Genomic DNA, 17,587 nt, shown 5'->3' with positions numbered 1-17,587 from the left:
TCGGTGGACGGCATACACAAACGGGGGCATTCCGCATAAATGCGAAACACCCCCGTAACAATCGCTCGTCGCGAGCGGGACATGTTAGCGGGTCCGCAGCTCAAAAATCATGCGCTACAGACGCTCGCGAACCGCCTCGACGACGTTGGCCAAATCGACCAGTACCTCGTCATGGCTCTGCATGTCGCGCACCTTGACCTTGCCGGCGGCAAGCTCGTCGCCACCCAGGACTAGGATGAGCTTAGCGCCCACCTTGTCGGCCTGCTTAAACTGGGCCTTGAGCGAACGGCCCTGATAGTCGGCCTCGGTCACAATCCCTGCGGCGCGAAGCTGCTGCGTAATGGTAAAGACGTTCTGACGCAGCTCCTTGCCGGCGTTGGCGACGTAGACGCACGGGACCTCCTCGGCACCCAGGTCGCTGCCAAAGGCCTGCAGGGCCAGCAGGGCGCGCTCAAAACCGACAGCGAAGCCGACGCCTGCCGTGGGCTTGCCGCCCTCGAGCTCGACCAAGCCGTCATAGCGACCGCCGCCACCGATGGAGCCGACGCCGGCACCGGGAGCCTCGACCTCAAAGACGGTACGGGTGTAGTAGTCCAGGCCACGCACCAAGGTGGGATCCTCGACATACTCGATACCCGCCGCATCCAGATAGCGCTTGACTTGCTCGTAGTGCTCGCGGCACTCGTCGCACAGGTTGTCGCCCATCAGCGGAGCCTCGGCCATGATCTCGCGGCAATGGTCGTTCTTGCAGTCGAAGGCGCGCAGCGGGTTGAGCTCGGCGCGCTCGCGGCACTCGTCGCACATCTCGTCGGCGTGGTCGAGAATGAACTGCTTAACCTGCTCGCGATAGGCCGGACGGCACTGCGCATCGCCCATCGAGTTAATGAGCAGACGGAGCTTGGAAAGATCGAAGCCCAGGCGCTTGTAGAACTCCATGAGCATGATGATGCACTCGGCGTCTGCCGCCGGATCGGGAGCGCCGAGCCACTCGATGCCCACCTGGTGAAACTGGCGCAGGCGACCCTTCTGGGGACGCTCGCCACGGAACATGGCCTCGGCATAGTACGCCTTAAACGGCGTGGAGCCCTGGGGCACTAGGTTGTTCTCCACGACGGCGCGCACCACACCGGCCGTGCCCTCGGGACGAAGGGCCAGGCGCTGCTTGGGCTTAAGCTTGGTATCGGTGCCCTCGGTAAAGACGCGCTCCAGGTTGGCGCCGCTAAACACGCGGAACATCTCCTTGCGAACGACGTCGGTCGACTGGCCGATGCCGTGGACAAACACGTCCACCTGCTCGATGGCGGGCGTCTCGATGGGCTTAAAGCCAAACGGCTCGAACACGCCGGCAGCGATCTGCTGCATCTTTTGCCAGGCGCGCATCTCGGCGCCGATAAGGTCGCGGGTTCCCTCCGCCTTCTGTGCCTGCATGGGCAAACACCTTTCTTTTGTATCGCGTCATAGGTAGTGGTCATTATACGGCACAAACACAAACAGCGGCGGCGCGTCTGACCGAACGAGGGTATGGGGACTCGTTCGGCCAGATGCGCCGCCGCTGTTTGCGATCCGTTTTCCTCCGTCCCCTTCGGATCACGCGACCCCTTGGGGACGGAGGAAAACTGATCATTTCGTAGGCCCGTGGCCGCCTTGGAAACCGAATGATGGTACGAGCATCCATTCGGCTTCCAAGGCGGCCACGGATAGAACGGGGCGAACAGAAAAGAGCGACGGACGTCTACTCCCCCGCCACGCTCGCGCGCAGCTTGACGGCGATGGGCTCCGAGGCCAGCAGGAACACGAGCATGACCACAGAACACACCAGACACACGATCCAGGTGCTCGCAAAGGAGCCCGAGACGGCAAAGAGCACGTAGACCTGCCACAGCTCACCGACAAAGCTCATGCCAGCAAGCACCGCCGAGGTAGCGATAACGGTGAGCGAGCCCAATACGCGGCCACTCACCTTATCGGCAACATGACCGATAACGAGCGAACCCACGACACTCACCACGGTGGAGATGGCATTGGAGACGTTGTACTGCGCAAGGGAAATACCCAGGTCGCTGACGATCAGCGGCTGGAACAGGCTCATGCAATTGACAAAAATCGTGTAACACGTGGCCATGATCACGAAGCCGGAGGCCACCACGAGCCAGCCGGGGAAGAACTTACGCTGCTGGGGCATACTGCTCCTTATTTAACAAACGAATAGCCGGCGCCGGGCGCCGGTAGTGCCCAAGATTGCCTTGAAAGACAAGGGCATAGGCCTTACGGCCATGCCCGCAGGCTTGAAAGGCAAGGTTGGATGCTACCGGTGGTCAGCGATATAGCCCAAAGCGACGGCGGTATAGGCCGCGGCACCGAGCGGCAGCTCGGCATCGTTAAAACGTGCCTTGGGATGGTGCTGGGCAAAGTGTTCGTCCGTGTCGGTTACGGCCGCGCCCACGGTAAAGTACGCACTCGGAATCTCGCTCGAGATAAGCGCGAAGTCCTCACTCGCCATGGCATGGAGAAGCGGCAAGAAAGCCGCCTTGGGCAGCACTGCGCCCACGTAGCCAAGCGACGCCTGAGTCATATCGCTGTCGAGTACAAGCGGCGGAACATCCGAAAGTGTCTCGATGGTCGCCGGCGTACGATAGGTCGTGGCAACGCCGTTAACGACCTCCGCGATGCGGGTCTTTAGGTGAGCCATGAGCTCAACATCAAAGCCGCGCAGCGTTCCCTCGAGCACGCAGGTGTCGGGGATGACGTTGGCCGCTTGGCCACCGGCAAACTTACCCACGGTAAGCGCGACCTCCTTGGCCGCCGGCACTTCGCGAGCGATAAGCTCCTGAAGCGCCAGATGCACATGCACGCCGGCCGTGATGGGGTCGATGCAAATCTCGGGGCTCGAGCCATGGCCGCCCTTGCCCTGAAGCGTGATACGAAAACCGTACACGCCCGAGAGCGCCGGGCTGCCGTAGAGCACCAGGCCGAGCGGCGACTGGCTATTGACATGCATGGCAAAGGCGACCTGAGGACGCGGGTTTTGCAGCAGACCGTCGGCGATGGCGGCGCGGGCACCCTCAAAGGTTTCCTCGCCCGGCTGGAACAGCAACTTAACCGTAGCGTTGGCATCAACAAGCTCTGCCTCGCGCGCTTTGAGCATACGAGCCGCACCAAGCAGCGCCGTCGCGTGCATATCGTGACCGCAAGCGTGCATGCAGCCGTTGGTGGATGCAAAGGGCTCGCCGGATTCCTCGGCAACGGGCAGGGCGTCCATGTCGCCACGAAGCATGATGACCGTACCGGCCTGCTCATTCGTGCAGACGCCATTGCCTTGGGCCGCGGCGGCACCGGCGCCGACAAGGCCCACAACGCAGGAACCATCGACGAGCGTAGCAAATGGGATGTCCATCTCGGTCAGGCGCGCTTGGATATACGTAGAGGTCTGTGGGAGGCTATTACCCAGCTCGGGCATCTGATGTAAATCGTGTCGCCACGCAGCGAGCTCGTCTGCAAAAGCCTGAGCTTCTGCGACAAGACCGTCGCCAATGGCGGATTGCGCCGCCGCGGTGGCCTTGGGCGCTGATTGCGGTTGAAGATCGGACAGTGCTGGTGCCATAGATGCCCTCCAGTAACGTTTTTGCAGCAAGCACTTTGATAGCGTAAAGTGCAAGGTACTACTTTAAGGGCGACGCATAAAAAATGCCGCCCCGGGAGGCGGCACAACAAATTGTTTACAATTGCGGACGCGGCTTTCGACGCAAAAAATCGAAATGCGTCTCGCTCAAGATAATCGAAAGAAAGATGAGCGCGAAGCCGGCGAGCAGGCGCGAGGTGAGCGCCTCCCCCATCAGCAGCACCGAGAACAGCACACCCGAAGGCGACTCCATCGAAAGGAGCAGCGAGCCCGTTGAGGCCGGGACATGCGCCAGGCCAACGTTTTGGATGAGCAGAGCCACACACGTACAGCCCACCGATAGAAACGCCATCACACCGATAAAGCTCGGCGTCCACACGGACAGCGGCGCTTGGGTCTCGAATAACAGCGACGAGATCAGGCTCAGCACGCCGTTGCCCACAAACATCCAAAACGTGATGACGTTGATGTCCATCTTGCGGCCATACTTGGCGGTCACCGCCATCTGGATGGCAAAGAAGACCGCACCGCCCAGTGTGATGACATCGCCGACATTGAACTCGACGCTATCGAGCGCCACCAGACCAATGCCCGCCAGGCACAGCAACGCGGCGCCCAAGTTGTAACGGGTAAGCTTTTCGCCGCTTAGGACGTAGCTCGCAAACGGCACGAGGATGCAATAGGTACCCGTCAAAAATGCACTCTTGCCCGCCGTGGTCTGTGCCAGGCCAATCGTCTGCAAACCGTACGCGCCCCACATAAGTGCGCCCATACCAAGTCCGACGATAAGGTTGCGGGCATTAAAGTGCGCGATGATGCGTTTGTGGAAGATGGCGAACATAACCAGCGAAGCCGGAAGAAAACGAATATAGAGCAGTTCGAACACCGGAATGGTGTCGAGCGCATCTTTCATGGTGGTAAAGGAATAGCCCCAGATGACCGCCACCGATAGCAGCAAGACCTTCCAGAAGAACGGGGAACGCGCGCCGGCGCCGCGGGAGGTGCCGCCGGCGCCCAGGTCCTCCCGTGCGACAGGGCTATCGGGCATGTTTTCGATTTCGTTGGCAGCGTATTGGGCCATGGAACATCCTCACACTCAATCTGGGCGTGGTGTCCGCACGCGTATGGCTGCGTGCCGCCTCATGGTCAAATAAAAACGGGGCGCACCGGACCCCCGGCACGCCCCGCTACTGTAGCAACAACCGGCGTTGCATCGCAATCCAGCCCACTAAAGCGTTTTGTTCCGCCGTTCTACCGAACGGCGGACCGGCCGACGCTGCGCGAGCCGCATTCACACCAATCTGACGTTCAATTTCAAGGGCGCGACCAGAAGGTCAGCGCCCTTTCATTTCACGTCACCTTGGCGCAAATGCGGCTCGCTCGCTGACATTGCCGCAGTATCAGCGTTTACATTGTTGCACTAGATTAATTTAGTACTCTCCAGCTTTTCGATAATCCAGTCGTTGGCTTTGATGACCGGACGGCGGAAGACGACGCCCAGGGCCAGCGACGGAATCAGATAGCTCGCCAGAATGCCCAGCTCAACCCAGTACTCCATATGGTAGGCGCCAGCCATGGCGGCATGCATGGCGTTAATGCCATGGGTAAACGGCAGGAACGGATAGATCGCCTGGAACACAGGGCCGGTCATCTCGATGGGGAACGTACCGCCCGAACCGCCGACCTGCATGACCAGCAGCACAACGGCCAAAGCCTTGCCGATATCGCCAAACGACACCGTAAGCGTGTAGACGATATTGGAGAACACGAGACTCGCGACCCAGCCCGCCAGCACAAACTGCAGCGGGTTGTCGCACTGGATGCCAAAGAACAGGATGTCGCCCGCGCACACGAGCGTTGCCTGCAGCAGAGCCAAACCGCCAAAGAACAAGTAACGACCCAGGTAGATCTCGTGTAGGCGTACGGGGATGAGCTCGTTGATAAGCTCATCGTCAACCGACACCTTCATCATGGCCGCCAGCACGATCGAGCCGACCCAGAGCGACAGAATCGTGTAGAACGGCGCCATGGCCGAGCCGTAGTTGCGGATCGGATAGACCGGTTTGCGATCGAGCGCGACGGGACCGGAAAGCGACACGGCCAAACCCTCGGGATCGTTGCCAATCATCGTCTTGATCGTGGCAAGGTCGTCCGACATCAGGGCGCCATCGAGCTCATCCTTAAACGCACTGATCTTATCGGACGCTTCACCTAGCTGATCGGAAGCCTTGTTGACCAGCTTGGCGGCCTTGGAGAGGCCCTTCGCCAACGAGCCGGATGCGTCGGTCAGGCCGCCTACGGCGCTATCCAGGTCGCCCGAGATGCCATCAAGCGAGTCCAGAATGCCCGAAACCGTCTTCTTGAGCTCCTTGGCCTTAACCGAGAACGTGGAATCGTAATCGGATTTGGCATCCGCGATGCCGGCCTTGGCATCAGCGATGGCCTGATCGACCTCGGCACGCAAGTTGTTGACCTCGGCCATGCTATCGGAGAGAGACTTCGCGGTAGCCGCCAGATCCTTGGCATTGTTGCGGTACTCAACGGCGATTCTGCCCAGCGACGTCGCGGCGGACTTGAGGCCGTCCTTCAAATTCTCATCGCTCACCTGGTCGGCAAGGCTGCGGAGCTGATCGGCCATCGCATCGATATCCTTGGCGCGCGCATTGAGGGCCGCAGCGGCATCGTTGAGTTGGGACACCGTAAGGTCGACATGCTGGTTTGCGGTGTCGAACGCCTTCGCGAGCTCGGCAGACACATTGTCGAACGAACCCGCACTTCCATCGATTGCGGCATCGATGGCATCGTTTGCCGCCTTAAGCGCTTCTTTGGAATCATCGATGCCGCTTTTGGCATGTTCCATGAGCTGCTTTGTCGACTCATCGACGGCACCGGTCTGCTTGAGCATGCCGCTCGCCGACGTCAGCGAATCGGACGTGGAGCTCAAAATGCCCGCCAGCGACGAAGCATTTGCCTGAACGTCTCGCAGGTCCTCAATCGAATCGCCGAGCGTCGAGGACAGGTTGGCGATAAAGTTGCTGACCTGGTCGGTGCTCATGTAATCGAGCAGGCTGGACACCGTCTTAAGACCGATCGTCGTAATGGTCTCGGTAAAAGTTTTGTTAACCTGGCTCTGGACGGCGCTCGAACCCTTCTCGGTCACGATCTGCGCAATGGCGTTGGCCTTCTGATTCTCGTAGAACTCGATATCGGCATGCTTCACGTCGGTCGAGAAAAGCGTCATCATGTCAGCGCTAAACGTTTTGGGGATAACGACGGCAGCATAGTACGCGCCCGACTTAACGCCCTCGATAGCCTTTTCGCGATTGTTGAGCACAACCCAATCGAAGCTCTCGTTGCCGCGTAGGGTGGCGGTCACGTTTTCGCCCACGTTAACCTCGACGGGGATCAAATCGCTCTCGTAACCCTCATCGGTGTTGACCACGGCGATCTTAAGATTGCCGGTGTTGCCGTACGGATCCCAGCTGCCGGCGATGTTAAACCACGCGTACAGACACGGTACGATAATGAGGCCCATCACGACAACCAAGCCGATCACGGAGCGAGACACGTTTTGGACATCGCGCTTAAACAGATGCAGGATGTTCTTCATTTATGCCTCACCTCCTTTGGAGTGCTTGCCAAGCGCGGTGGTATCTCCATCATTTGTGGCTGTGCTGTCGCTGCCCTGAGATTTATGGTGCGAGCCGATATGCGGCAAGCGGCCCGTGGACTGATCGCCGCCCTTGGCACCACGCTCGCTGGCGTTGAGGCCAAACATGTGGCGGGCGGCAGGAATGGCGGCCGTGTGTTCGCGCATCTCGCGACGCAGGTCCTCATCCGAAAGCGCCGAGATGCGCATCTGGGTATTGAGGCTCGCTCGGATATATTCGATATTGATAAGCCAGCCGCAGATGGCAATAACCGAGATGATCCAAATGACAAGCAGGATGATCTTGCCGTTATTGTCGATATCGAGAACCGTCGACAGGACAAAGAGCAGGACCTGAACGCCCACCACGGCGGCAAAACCGCCCTTGATGTAGTACGGGTAGCGATGTTCAAAGGCGACCGCATGATCGAGCAGTTCGCGACGGTACGAATCGGAATCGAGCATGACGCGCATGGCCGTGCGCAGCGAGTAGCGCTGGCGCGGCAGGTCGTTGGACTCGCAAATCATCATACCGGTCGTGGAGAGCTGTTTATCAAAGAGCAGGTTAAGGTTGAGCAGCAGCGGACGCAGCTGCAGGCCGATAAAGAGCGCCACGATCAAGAACACGCCCAGAATGCACAGGTTAAACAGGTAGTTGAACGAATACATGCCGCCGACCGTCTCGCGCAGCAGATTGATGCCGTAGGTAAAGGGCAGCAGCGGGTGCAGCCACTGGAAGAAGCCGGGCATCATCTCGATGGGGTACATGCCCGACGAACCCGGGATCTGCACGATGACGAGAATGACGCCGATAGCCTTGCCGATATGCTTAAACGTGGTGGACAGCGCATAGATGATATTGACGTAGGTGAACGAAATGGCGATGCCGCCCAGCACGAACAGCAGCGGGCTGACGCACTGCACGCCAATCACCAGATCGCCTACCGTAACGATGATGGCCTGCAACGCGCCCAGGATCACCATGAGCAACCAGCGGCCAAAGTAGCCTTGGCGCGCCGTAAAGCTGCCAACACCTTCACGGTCGACTTCGAGCTTATAGATGGCGATGAGCACATAGCCGCCCACCCACAGCGCCAGATTGGTGTAGAAAGGAGCAATGCCCGAGCCGAAGCTCTTGACCGGATAGATCGACTTAGACGTGAGCTCAACCGGAGATGCCATGAAATCTGCGACGTCATTGACATCGACGCCCATCAGATCGGCCAGCTCGCCCATGGACTCGGAGGTCTGCAGCGCCGCGATGTCATTGGCGGCGGTTGCAAGCTTGTCCTGGACCTTGGCAAGCGAGGAATCGGTCTGGGACAGCGTGGTCTTGGCCTGGCCGAGCGTAGCGCTAAGCTGCGCCAACGTGCCGCGCGCATTTGCAAGTGTAGGTGTCATACCCGAGACGATACCGGTCAGGTCGCCCGAAACGGCAGCAAAAGAGTCGAGCGCGCTCGAGGCCTTCGGCAGCGCGTTTTGGCCCAAGTCCGTCTGGGCTTGGCCAAGGTTGGTCGCACCGGTATGAATTGCGTTATTGATAGCGTCACTGGCACCCGAAACAGCCGCTGCGTCATTCGCCATGGCGCTCGACTGCGCGGACAGACCGTCCTTGATGCTCTGAAGCTTTTCATTCTGCTCTCGAAGCAAATCGATGGTCGATACAATGCGCGCGTCAATTTCCTCGGAACCTGTCGACGTGTCATTGGCGAGAATCTCCAAGTGCCCGATAACGGCCTTATTGTGGTCGATCGTCGCTTGAAGAGACTCGAGCGAGTTGTCGATACGGGTGGTCGTAGATGTGACCGCGCCCGTCAGCTTGCCGATGGCAGCGTTCGCAGAGGCCGACGTCTTGGTGAGCGCAAGGCTGCCTTCCGAGAGCGCCTTGGAGAGCGAGGTGATGGAGTTGCCCGCCGTGGTGCGAGCTTCGCTCAGCAGGTCGTTGCCCTGGGAGATCGCCTGCGTCAGCGACGGTGCCTGACCCTGCAGACCGGCAAGTGCCGCATCTGCCGAGGCAATGGAACCACTCGTCTTATCGATGGCGGCATTCATGTCGCCAATCGAATCACGCACTTCGCCCAACGTATCGGAAGCCTCTGATACCGAACCGGCCAACGAATCCTGAGTCTGGGTTGCCTTGTCCTTTAAATCGACTCCGGCATCCTTGGCAATACTGGCAACGGTCTCGCCCACCGTGGAGACAAATTCCGAGTTGATCTGCTCCTCGATGGTGTTTGCACCGGTGTCGGTAACCTTGGGCGCAATAGCGCTCTTCTTCTCATTGACGTAGTACGTAAGCTTGGGCTGATGGTAGTTGCCGTCGAGCATCGAAACCAGGTTATCCGAGAAGTTCTTGGGGACTACGATGGCCGCATAGTACTCACCGCTCTCGACGCCCTCTTTGGCATCGGCCGCAGAATCGACGAAGGTCCAGCCCAGCTGATCGTTCTCCTTGAGCTGATCGACGACCTGATCGCCCGCGTTGAGCTCGCCCACCAGGTCGTTTTGGGTGCCCCGATCGTTGTTGGCGATGGCAATCTTGATGCCCTGGGTGTTTCCGTACGGATCCCAGTTGGCCACGATGTTGTACCAGGCATACAGCGAGGGAATAACGCACACGCCTAGGGTAACCACCAGGGCGACGGGGTTCACAAGCAGTCGCTTAATGTCGCGCTTAAATATCGCATAGGACACCTTTGCATTGGATAGTTTGCTGCCGAGACTCACGCTTGGACCATCCATCCTGTCGTTAAATCGAATCGTACTATCGACAACCATTGTACGTAGGCGCTTTAGCGTCTCGGAGCACAATGGTATTGACTTTTGCGGGTAGCAATATACTACGAAGATGAGTTAGCGTACAGTTGTACAGTATCCTAAATTTCAGCAGGTCACAAAACCACAACCCCGACAAATAATTGATCTCTTAGGGACGGAGGAAAACGGATCACCTGATCAGACCGACCCCCTCGTTGATCCGTTTTCCTCCGTCCCCAAGGGAGCAATCAAAAGGAAACGAGAGTGGAAAATCTCCCACTTCAAGCCCGCATTCGAGCCAAAAGTGGGAGATTATCCACTCTCGTTCTAATCTAGTTACGGTGCCGTATCCCCGAACTACATCAAGTTGCAAACAGCTGCTGCGAAGGCAACGGGGTCCTCGGGGAGGATGCCCTCGACCAGCAGAGCCTGGTCATAGAGCAGACCGGAGTACTGCTTGATCTTGTCGGCGTCGCCTGCCTTCTGGGCAGCGACAAGCTTGTCAAAGACCGGGTGCTTGGCGTTGAGCTCGAGCACGCGTTGGCTCTTGGGCATGCCGTCGGGCGCGCCCTCGGGTCCCTTCTGGAGCACCTTCTCCATCTCGAGCGAAAGTGGGCCCTCGGTGGTGATACAAGCGGGGGCATCGGTCAGGCGCGCGGAGACGGCGACTTTCTCGACCTTGTCACCGAGCGCCTCCTTCATAGCGCTAAAGAGGTCCTCGTTCTCCTTGGTGGCGTCCTCGGCCTCCTTCTTCTCGTCCTCGGTCGCCAGGTCAAGATCACCGGTCGCAACGTTCTTGAGCTCTAGATGACGATCCTCGACCTCGGGCTCGGCACCGTCGGCCACGGCCTTTTCGGCAGCCTCGCGAGCTGCGTCGTCCTCGTAGATCTTGGGCATATCGGCGGCAACGTACTCACGCATAGCTTGGAACGTGAACTCATCCACATCCTGCGTCAGCAGCAGCACGTCATAGCCGCGGTCGAGCACGCCCTTTACCACGGGCATCTTGGCCAAGCGCTCACGCGAGTCGCCGGCGGCGTAGTAGATGGCCTTCTGATCCTCGGGCATGCCCTTGGCATACTCGGCCAGGGTAATCATCTTCTGTTCCTTGGCAGACCAGAACAGCAACAGATCGGCGAGCTCATCGGCCTTCATGCCATAGCTCGAGTAGATGCCGTACTTAAGACCGCGGCCAAAGTTCTCAAAGAACTTCTCGTAGGCCTCGCGGTCGTTGTCACGCATATCCTCAAGGTCGGCGGTGATCTTCTTTTCCACACGCTTGGCGATGGCCTTGAGCTGACGGTTCTGCTGCAGCGTCTCACGCGAGATGTTGAGCGACACATCGGCGGAATCCACGACGCCGCGGACAAAGTTGTAGTAGTCGGGCAGCAGGTCGTCGCACTTCTCCATGATCAGGACGTTGGAGCTGTAGAGTGCCAGACCCTTCTCGTAATCCTTGCTGTACAGATCGAACGGCGCGCGGCCCGGCACAAACAGCAGGGCATCGTACTCGAGCGTGCCCTCGGCATGGAAGCTGATGGTGCGCGCAGGATCGTCAAAGTCGTGGAACGTGGACTTGTAGAACTCGTCGTAGTCCTTCTGCTCGACATCGGAGCTGCGCTTCTTCCAGATCGGTGTCATGGAATTGACGGTCTCGAGCTCCTGGTAGTCCTCGTACTCGGGCTTGTAATCGTCGCCGGCGTCCTCGGGCTTGGGTTTCTGGCGGCTCTTGGACACCATCATCTGAATCGGGTAGCGCACATAGTTGCTGTACTGCTGAATCAGGCTCTTGAGACCCCACTCGGTCAGGAAGCGATCGTAGGTCTCGGCCTCGCCGTCGGCATCGAGTTTCTCGTTCTCGCGCAGCGTCAGGATGACATCGGTACCGTGCTCGGCGCGCTCACCGTCCTCGATGGTGTAGCCCTCAAGACCGTCGGATTCCCACACATGGGCGACATCCTCGCCATAGGCGCGGCTGACGACCTTCACATGGCTGGCAACCATAAAGGCAGAGTAGAAGCCCACGCCAAACTGGCCGATGATGTCGACATCGGAGCCCTGCTGCTCGGCGTTCTCGGTCTTAAACTCCTCGGAGCCGGAATGGGCGATGGTGCCCAGATTGCGCTCGAGCTCCTCGGCGGTCATGCCAATGCCGTTATCCGAGATGGTAATGGTGCGGGCGTCTTTATCAAAGGAGACGCGAATGGCCAGGTCGCCCTGGTTGATCTTGACGCTCGGATCCTGCAGGCTCTTAAAGTTGAGCTTGTCGACGGCGTCGCTCGCGTTAGAGATAAGCTCGCGCAGGAAGATTTCCTTATTGGTGTAGATGGAGTTGATCATGAGGTCGAGCAGTTTTTTGCTCTCGGTCTTAAATTGACGCATGTGCAGTCCTTTCGCGCTACCCCCGTCCGCAAAAACGGCCCGGTTGCCCGAGCCGCATCGCAGACCTGCTATGTTCAGACTTAGATTTTATAACCCAATAGCGCGCATATATACATACGGAATCGAAAAACTGTATGTCCGAGCGCTCCAATGCGTCAATTGCCAAGGAGTGTCCCCAGCTGCCGGCAGAAAAGGAACGTCCCTATCAGCCATCTACGCGCTTGGCCATCCAGACATGGGGCTGGCCCTCGTCTTCGTAATCTACCGGGGCAATTTGCGTGTAGCCCGCCTTTACATAGAGCGGCAGCACGTATTCCTGCGCATGCAGCTTAATAAGCTTGGCGCCGGCATCGCGTGCACACGAAGCACTGGTCTCCACGATCGCACTCGCCAGTCCGCGACGACGCATAGCCGGCAGCACGGCGACGCGCCCCATAATGTAGGTCTCCCCCGCCGCAACGCCTTCGTCCATGTCGCATGCCGGCAACACCGGGGCCTCTGCGTCAGCCACGCGCTCAAGCTCTTCGGGAAACACGCGCGAGCAACCGGCAAGCTCGCCGTCTACATAGAGCGTCACATGAATGCAGTTTGGATCCTCGTCGATAGCGTCGAACTCATTCTCGTAGCCCTGCTCGTCCATAAAAACGACGCGGCGCACCAACGCCGCGTCATCAAAGCATCCCGTCTTAAGTTGGATATCCATAGCTGCCCTTTCATTCAATGCGAACGTTAGGGACAGATATTAGCGAAAATGAGCTCCGCGCACGCTAAACTTCGCGCGAGCCTTCGCCAGGCAGTCGTAATGACCCACGTTATGGGCATCGCTCGCGATGAAGCTGTACAGGTTCTGATCGAACAGGCGCTGTGCCGGCTTTTTCTCGCGACCAAATCGACCGCCGGCAATAAAGTCCGCCGAAGCCTGCAGCTTGCAGCCCATATCGACCAGGCGCTCCGCCACGCTTACATCCTTTTGAACCGCACGATAGCGCTCAGGATGAGCGATGATCACCTGGTAGCCACGGCACTGCAAATCGTAAATCGTGTTCTCGTACTCTCTAAACGCATACGCATCGGCATGCGTCGAAAGCTCGAGCAGAAACTCGTTGGTCCCATCGAAATGCAAGTGCTCCGCGGCATCGATACCAAGCTCAACGAGCTTTCGATGGTTGACCTCGAAGCCCATCTGGAGCGGAAAACCGTCAGCGTTATCACGCAGCAGCTCAAAGGCATCCCACATCTTGTCGTAATCAAAATAGGGATCACGGCAGTGAGGAGTGCAAACGATTCTGGTTACACCGGCCCGCTTGGCAGCCTCGAGCATCGCCAAGCTCTCATCGAGATCGGCGGCGCCGTCGTCTACACCCGGCAAGATATGGCAATGAATGTCACGCATAGGTCAGCCTTAATCAACTAAACGTTTGCTCGGTTGGTGAAGATGCCCTTTTTGGAAGTCCCCTGATCGTCGGAGCCCTTCTTCACCTTCTTACCGTCCTTGGTGTAGTAGGAGTAGTAGTACTCGCTGGTCTCGGTCTCGCAGTAGTTCATAACGGTACCGATGAGCTTGACCTTCTCGGACTTCTTAAGCTGACCGATGGCGTTGAGCGCCTCCTCGCGCTTGGTGAAATCCTCACGCACGACAAAAAGCGCACCGTCGGTCAGACTTGCGATCTCGGCAGCATCGATGAAGGTGCCGACCGGGGGAGCATCAAAGATGACGTACTGGAACTTGGCGGACAGTGCCTTTACCAGCTTGGCAAAGCGGTGAGAGACGATGATGTCGGCAGGATTGGGAATATGCGGCTCGGCATCGAGGAAGTAGAAGTTCTTCTGACCCGTCTCGACAATCGCCTGGTCAATGGAGATCTGCTCGGAAAGGACCGCATAGAGTCCGCCGCGCGAACGAACGCCGAGCATATCGGAAAGAGACCTGCGGCGCATATCGGCCTCGACCAGGAGCACGGACTTGCCGCTCGTGGCGATTGCCTGAGCAAGGTTAATGGAAACCGTAGACTTGCCCTCGTTGGGAATCGAGGACGTGACGGTAATGGTACGAATGGGGTCGTCCACGCTCGCAAAGCGGATGTTGGCCAGAAGGGTCTTGGCGGCATTCTGTACAACGAGCTTATCGGTGTTCTTTGCCTTAGCCATGCCTATTTACCACCTTTCATAGCCGGAATTCGGCCAACAACGGGAATGCCCAGGAGCTCTTCTGCCTCTTCGGCACCGCGGATGCGGGTATTGAGCATGTCTGCCAAAACGACATAGGCAACTGCGATAAAGATACCGGCGAGGAACGCGACAGCAACGTACAGCGTGCGCTTGGGGCCGCTGGGGACTTCGGGAGTCTTAGCCTCGTCGATAACGCAGATGCTCTGGGCAGCGCCGACGTTCTGAGCGACCGTGCTCACCGAGCTGGCCATGGCCTTTGCGACCTTAGCCGTCTCCTTGGCATCGGTGCCGGTAACCGAAAGCGTAATGACACGCGTGGTGGTCTCGGAGGAAACAGACACCTTGTAGTCATCCAGGTCAGCAAGGCCCAACTCATTGGCAGCGCCGCTCTTAACGCTATCGCTATCCAGCAGCGTGGCGATATCGTTGGAAAGCATCTGGCTCGCCGAGAGATCGTTGTAGCTCATCTGGCCGCTATCGTCGGTCTTGGCGAGAATGTACATGCTCGTCGTCGCGGTATAGGTGTTGTCCATCGCGGCGAAGGACACGATGCCCATGGCGATCGCGCAGACCACCGGAAGGGTGATGACCAGCTTGAGGTGCTTCTTCAGCAGCTGGAACAGTTCGAGAAGGGTCATGCAGCTTGCCTTTCATTTCCCCAGTTCGGATTGACAAAACTGTCCGTATGTTATCGCATCTTTTTACCGAGACCAAACTCTATACATAAGAAACAGGCTCTCCTGTAAAAATGTCGGAAGCAATCGTAAAATTGCACAACAACGCCGCACCCGAAAGTCAAATGCGGCGTCTGCATCAATATCTATGTTGTATCGCTATGCGAATGGCTCGTCCTGCCGTATGGGAAACGTCACCGTAATGGTGGTTCCCACGCCCAACTCGCTCGACAGATCGAGCGTGGCGTGATGATACAGGGCCGCATGCTTGACAATTGCAAGCCCCAGACCGGTTCCGCCGCGCGCCTTGGACCTACTCTTGTCCACGCGATAGAACCGCTCAAATACCTTGCCCTGTTCTTCAGGCGCGATACCGATTCCCGTGTCGGCGACCGCAAGGAACGGATGGCCTTCGTCGTTAGTGCCGCACTGCAGCGTAACCGCACCGCCGGGTCGATTGTAGCGGATGGCGTTGCTCGCCAGATTATAGATGAGCTCGTCAATCAAGCGCGACACGCCTTCGATGACCACAGGCTTGGTCTCATGACTTATCGTCACATTCGCCTGACGGGCGACCTGTTCAAGACGCTGCTCAACCGCGTAGATGGCACGCGAGAGCTCAATAGGCTCCGTGGAACCAATGGGCACCGCCTCGCCCTCAGTTGCACGCTCGGCCTCGTCCAAGTTAGACAGCGTAAGGATATCGTTGACAAGCGCTGCCAAGCGGCCCGCCTCACGATAGATGCGACCGCCAAAGTTGCGCAGGTCGCCCTCACCCTCGACCATGCCGTTTGCGATGAGCTCGGCATAGCCCGAAATCGCCGTAAGCGGCGTCTTGAGCTCATGGGTGATATTCGCCGTGAACTCGCGGCGCATACGGTCGTTGTCCGCCAGCACCGCCATTTGGCGCTTGAGCTCCTGGCGCTGCGACTCAATACGCTCAAGCATGGGGACCATCTCGGCATAGGCGTGCTCATAGCTACGGCGTGGGTGGTCCAAATCCACCTCTTGCAAAGGCGCGATGATGGCACGGGACTCGCGGCGCGCCATAAAAAACGAGAGTACCGCACCCGCTGCTGCGATAAGCAGCATCGGCGCCACCATCGACAGCAAAATCGCCGCAACGCCAGGCTGGGCCTGCGCCAAGCGGACAACCTGGCCGTTATCAAGGGCGACGGCGCGATACAGCATAATCTCGTCGAGCGTAGAGCTTGCGCGCTCCGCGGAACCCGAACCACTCTCAAAGGCCTCGATGACCTCGGGGCGATCGCCATGGTTGGGCAGTGTGGAAGGCGACGCCTCGTTGTCGTAGGCAACCGATCCATCCTTGTTAATCAGCGTGATGCGCAAGTCCTCTCGATCGAGGCTACGCAAGAACGGGATGGGCTCCTGCTGCTCGTCGAGGGCGGCAGCAATGAGCTCGGTTTCTTGCGCCAGGTTGGCACTCGTGGCATCCGCCAAGGTGTTTTGCACAAAGAACGCACCCAGCACCGTAAACGCCACGATAACCGCCATGGCGCAGACAAAGATCGTCACAAAAACGCGGTGCGACAGCGTATGTTTTCCCTGGGGGGCGAAGACCACGGGTTACTCCTCCGATGCGGTGGCCGCGGTGTCGTCACCTTCGGCACCATCACCGGCAGAAGGCTCGGCCAAGCGGTAGCCCACGCCGCGCACGGTCTCGATGGCGCTGGCATGCTCGCCCAGTTTTTGGCGAAGCGTCTGCACGTGCACGTCAACGGTGCGCGAACCGCCGTCGAAGTCCCAGCCCCACACGCTCTGCAGCAACGACTCGCGGGTAAAGACCACGCCGGGCTTGCGCATGAGGTACTCGAGCAGGTCGAACTCGCGCAGGGTGAGCTTAAGCGACTCGCCGGCAACAGTCACCTCACGATGGCTGGGCGAGAGCACGATGTCGCCCACGCTGAGCACATCGCTTGCCTGTTTGACCATGCCGCCGCGACGCAGCAGTGCGCGGCAGCGGCTGGCGAGCTCCATGAGCGAAAACGGCTTAGTCAGGTAATCGTCGGCACCGCCATCGAGCGCCATCACCTTGTCGAGCTCGGTATCCTTGGCGGTAAGCATCATGATGGGCACCGTCGCCGTCAGGCGATCGGCACGCAGTCGACGCATAATCGCCAAGCCATCGGTATCGGGCAGCATGATGTCGAGCAGGACGGCATCGGGTACCCGTCGCGCCACGGCAGCCTTAAACTCACCGTCGCACGAAAAGCCTTCGGCCTCAATCCCCTGCTTGCGCAGCGCATAGACCGTCAAATCCCTGATGTTGTCATCGTCCTCGACGTAATAGATCATGTTGAACCCCTTTGCGGCCGG

The 17,587-nt window shown here is 58.7% G+C and carries 13 protein-coding genes; all 13 read right to left on the bottom strand.

The features are described 5' to 3' along the window. Positions 1 to 114: 114 nt before the first annotated feature. The gene (hisS, locus tag ARB25_RS03930) at positions 115 to 1,428 is read right to left on the bottom strand and encodes a histidine--tRNA ligase (RefSeq protein WP_055285961.1); all 1,314 of its coding nucleotides are present in this window, start codon (positions 1,426 to 1,428) and stop codon (positions 115 to 117) included. Between the two features lie 304 nt (positions 1,429 to 1,732). Continuing rightward, positions 1,733 to 2,182 (bottom strand): MFS transporter, encoded by a 450-nt coding sequence (locus ARB25_RS03925; RefSeq protein WP_055285959.1) that lies wholly within the window; start codon positions 2,180 to 2,182, stop codon positions 1,733 to 1,735. 123 nt (positions 2,183 to 2,305) lie between these two features. After that, positions 2,306 to 3,601: a M20 family metallopeptidase gene (locus ARB25_RS03920; protein ID WP_082421853.1), complete on the bottom strand. Its 1,296-nt coding sequence runs from the start codon at positions 3,599 to 3,601 to the stop codon at positions 2,306 to 2,308. A 115-nt stretch (positions 3,602 to 3,716) separates the two neighbouring features. Further along, complete coding sequence (locus ARB25_RS03915; RefSeq protein WP_055285957.1) at positions 3,717 to 4,700, bottom strand: DMT family transporter; 984 nt, start codon at positions 4,698 to 4,700, stop codon at positions 3,717 to 3,719. Between the two features lie 339 nt (positions 4,701 to 5,039). After that, on the bottom strand, positions 5,040 to 7,229 hold the full coding sequence (locus ARB25_RS03910) for a YhgE/Pip domain-containing protein (RefSeq protein ID WP_055285955.1): 2,190 nt from the start codon (positions 7,227 to 7,229) through the stop codon (positions 5,040 to 5,042). Beyond that, a complete protein-coding gene (locus ARB25_RS03905) occupies positions 7,230 to 9,995 on the bottom strand; it encodes a YhgE/Pip domain-containing protein (protein WP_253276042.1) in 2,766 nt (921 codons plus the stop codon). Positions 9,996 to 10,382: 387 nt separating this feature from the next. Next, positions 10,383 to 12,407: a molecular chaperone HtpG gene (htpG, locus tag ARB25_RS03900; RefSeq protein WP_055285952.1), complete on the bottom strand. Its 2,025-nt coding sequence runs from the start codon at positions 12,405 to 12,407 to the stop codon at positions 10,383 to 10,385. A 205-nt stretch (positions 12,408 to 12,612) separates the two neighbouring features. Further along, positions 12,613 to 13,110 (bottom strand): GNAT family N-acetyltransferase, encoded by a 498-nt coding sequence (locus ARB25_RS03895; protein WP_055285950.1) that lies wholly within the window; start codon positions 13,108 to 13,110, stop codon positions 12,613 to 12,615. A 39-nt stretch (positions 13,111 to 13,149) separates the two neighbouring features. Next, positions 13,150 to 13,800 (bottom strand): tyrosine-protein phosphatase, encoded by a 651-nt coding sequence (locus ARB25_RS03890; protein WP_022094060.1) that lies wholly within the window; start codon positions 13,798 to 13,800, stop codon positions 13,150 to 13,152. 17 nt (positions 13,801 to 13,817) lie between these two features. After that, the gene (locus ARB25_RS03885) at positions 13,818 to 14,555 is read right to left on the bottom strand and encodes a CpsD/CapB family tyrosine-protein kinase (protein ID WP_055285949.1); all 738 of its coding nucleotides are present in this window, start codon (positions 14,553 to 14,555) and stop codon (positions 13,818 to 13,820) included. Between the two features lie 2 nt (positions 14,556 to 14,557). Beyond that, complete coding sequence (locus ARB25_RS03880) at positions 14,558 to 15,214, bottom strand: YveK family protein (RefSeq protein WP_055285947.1); 657 nt, start codon at positions 15,212 to 15,214, stop codon at positions 14,558 to 14,560. A 195-nt stretch (positions 15,215 to 15,409) separates the two neighbouring features. After that, entirely contained in the window at positions 15,410 to 16,834 is a 1,425-nt protein-coding gene (locus tag ARB25_RS03875; protein WP_055285945.1) for a sensor histidine kinase, read from the bottom strand. 3 nt (positions 16,835 to 16,837) lie between these two features. Then, positions 16,838 to 17,566 carry a response regulator transcription factor gene (locus ARB25_RS03870; protein ID WP_050766101.1) on the bottom strand — a complete coding sequence of 243 codons (729 nt, stop codon included), beginning with the start codon at positions 17,564 to 17,566 and terminating at the stop codon, positions 16,838 to 16,840. Positions 17,567 to 17,587 lie beyond the last annotated feature (21 nt).

The organism is Collinsella aerofaciens, assembly GCF_001405375.1.
Lineage (GTDB): Bacteria > Actinomycetota > Coriobacteriia > Coriobacteriales > Coriobacteriaceae > Collinsella > Collinsella aerofaciens_F.
The sequence above is the reverse complement of the archived record's forward strand: the minus strand, read 5'-3'. Positions and strand labels throughout refer to the sequence as shown.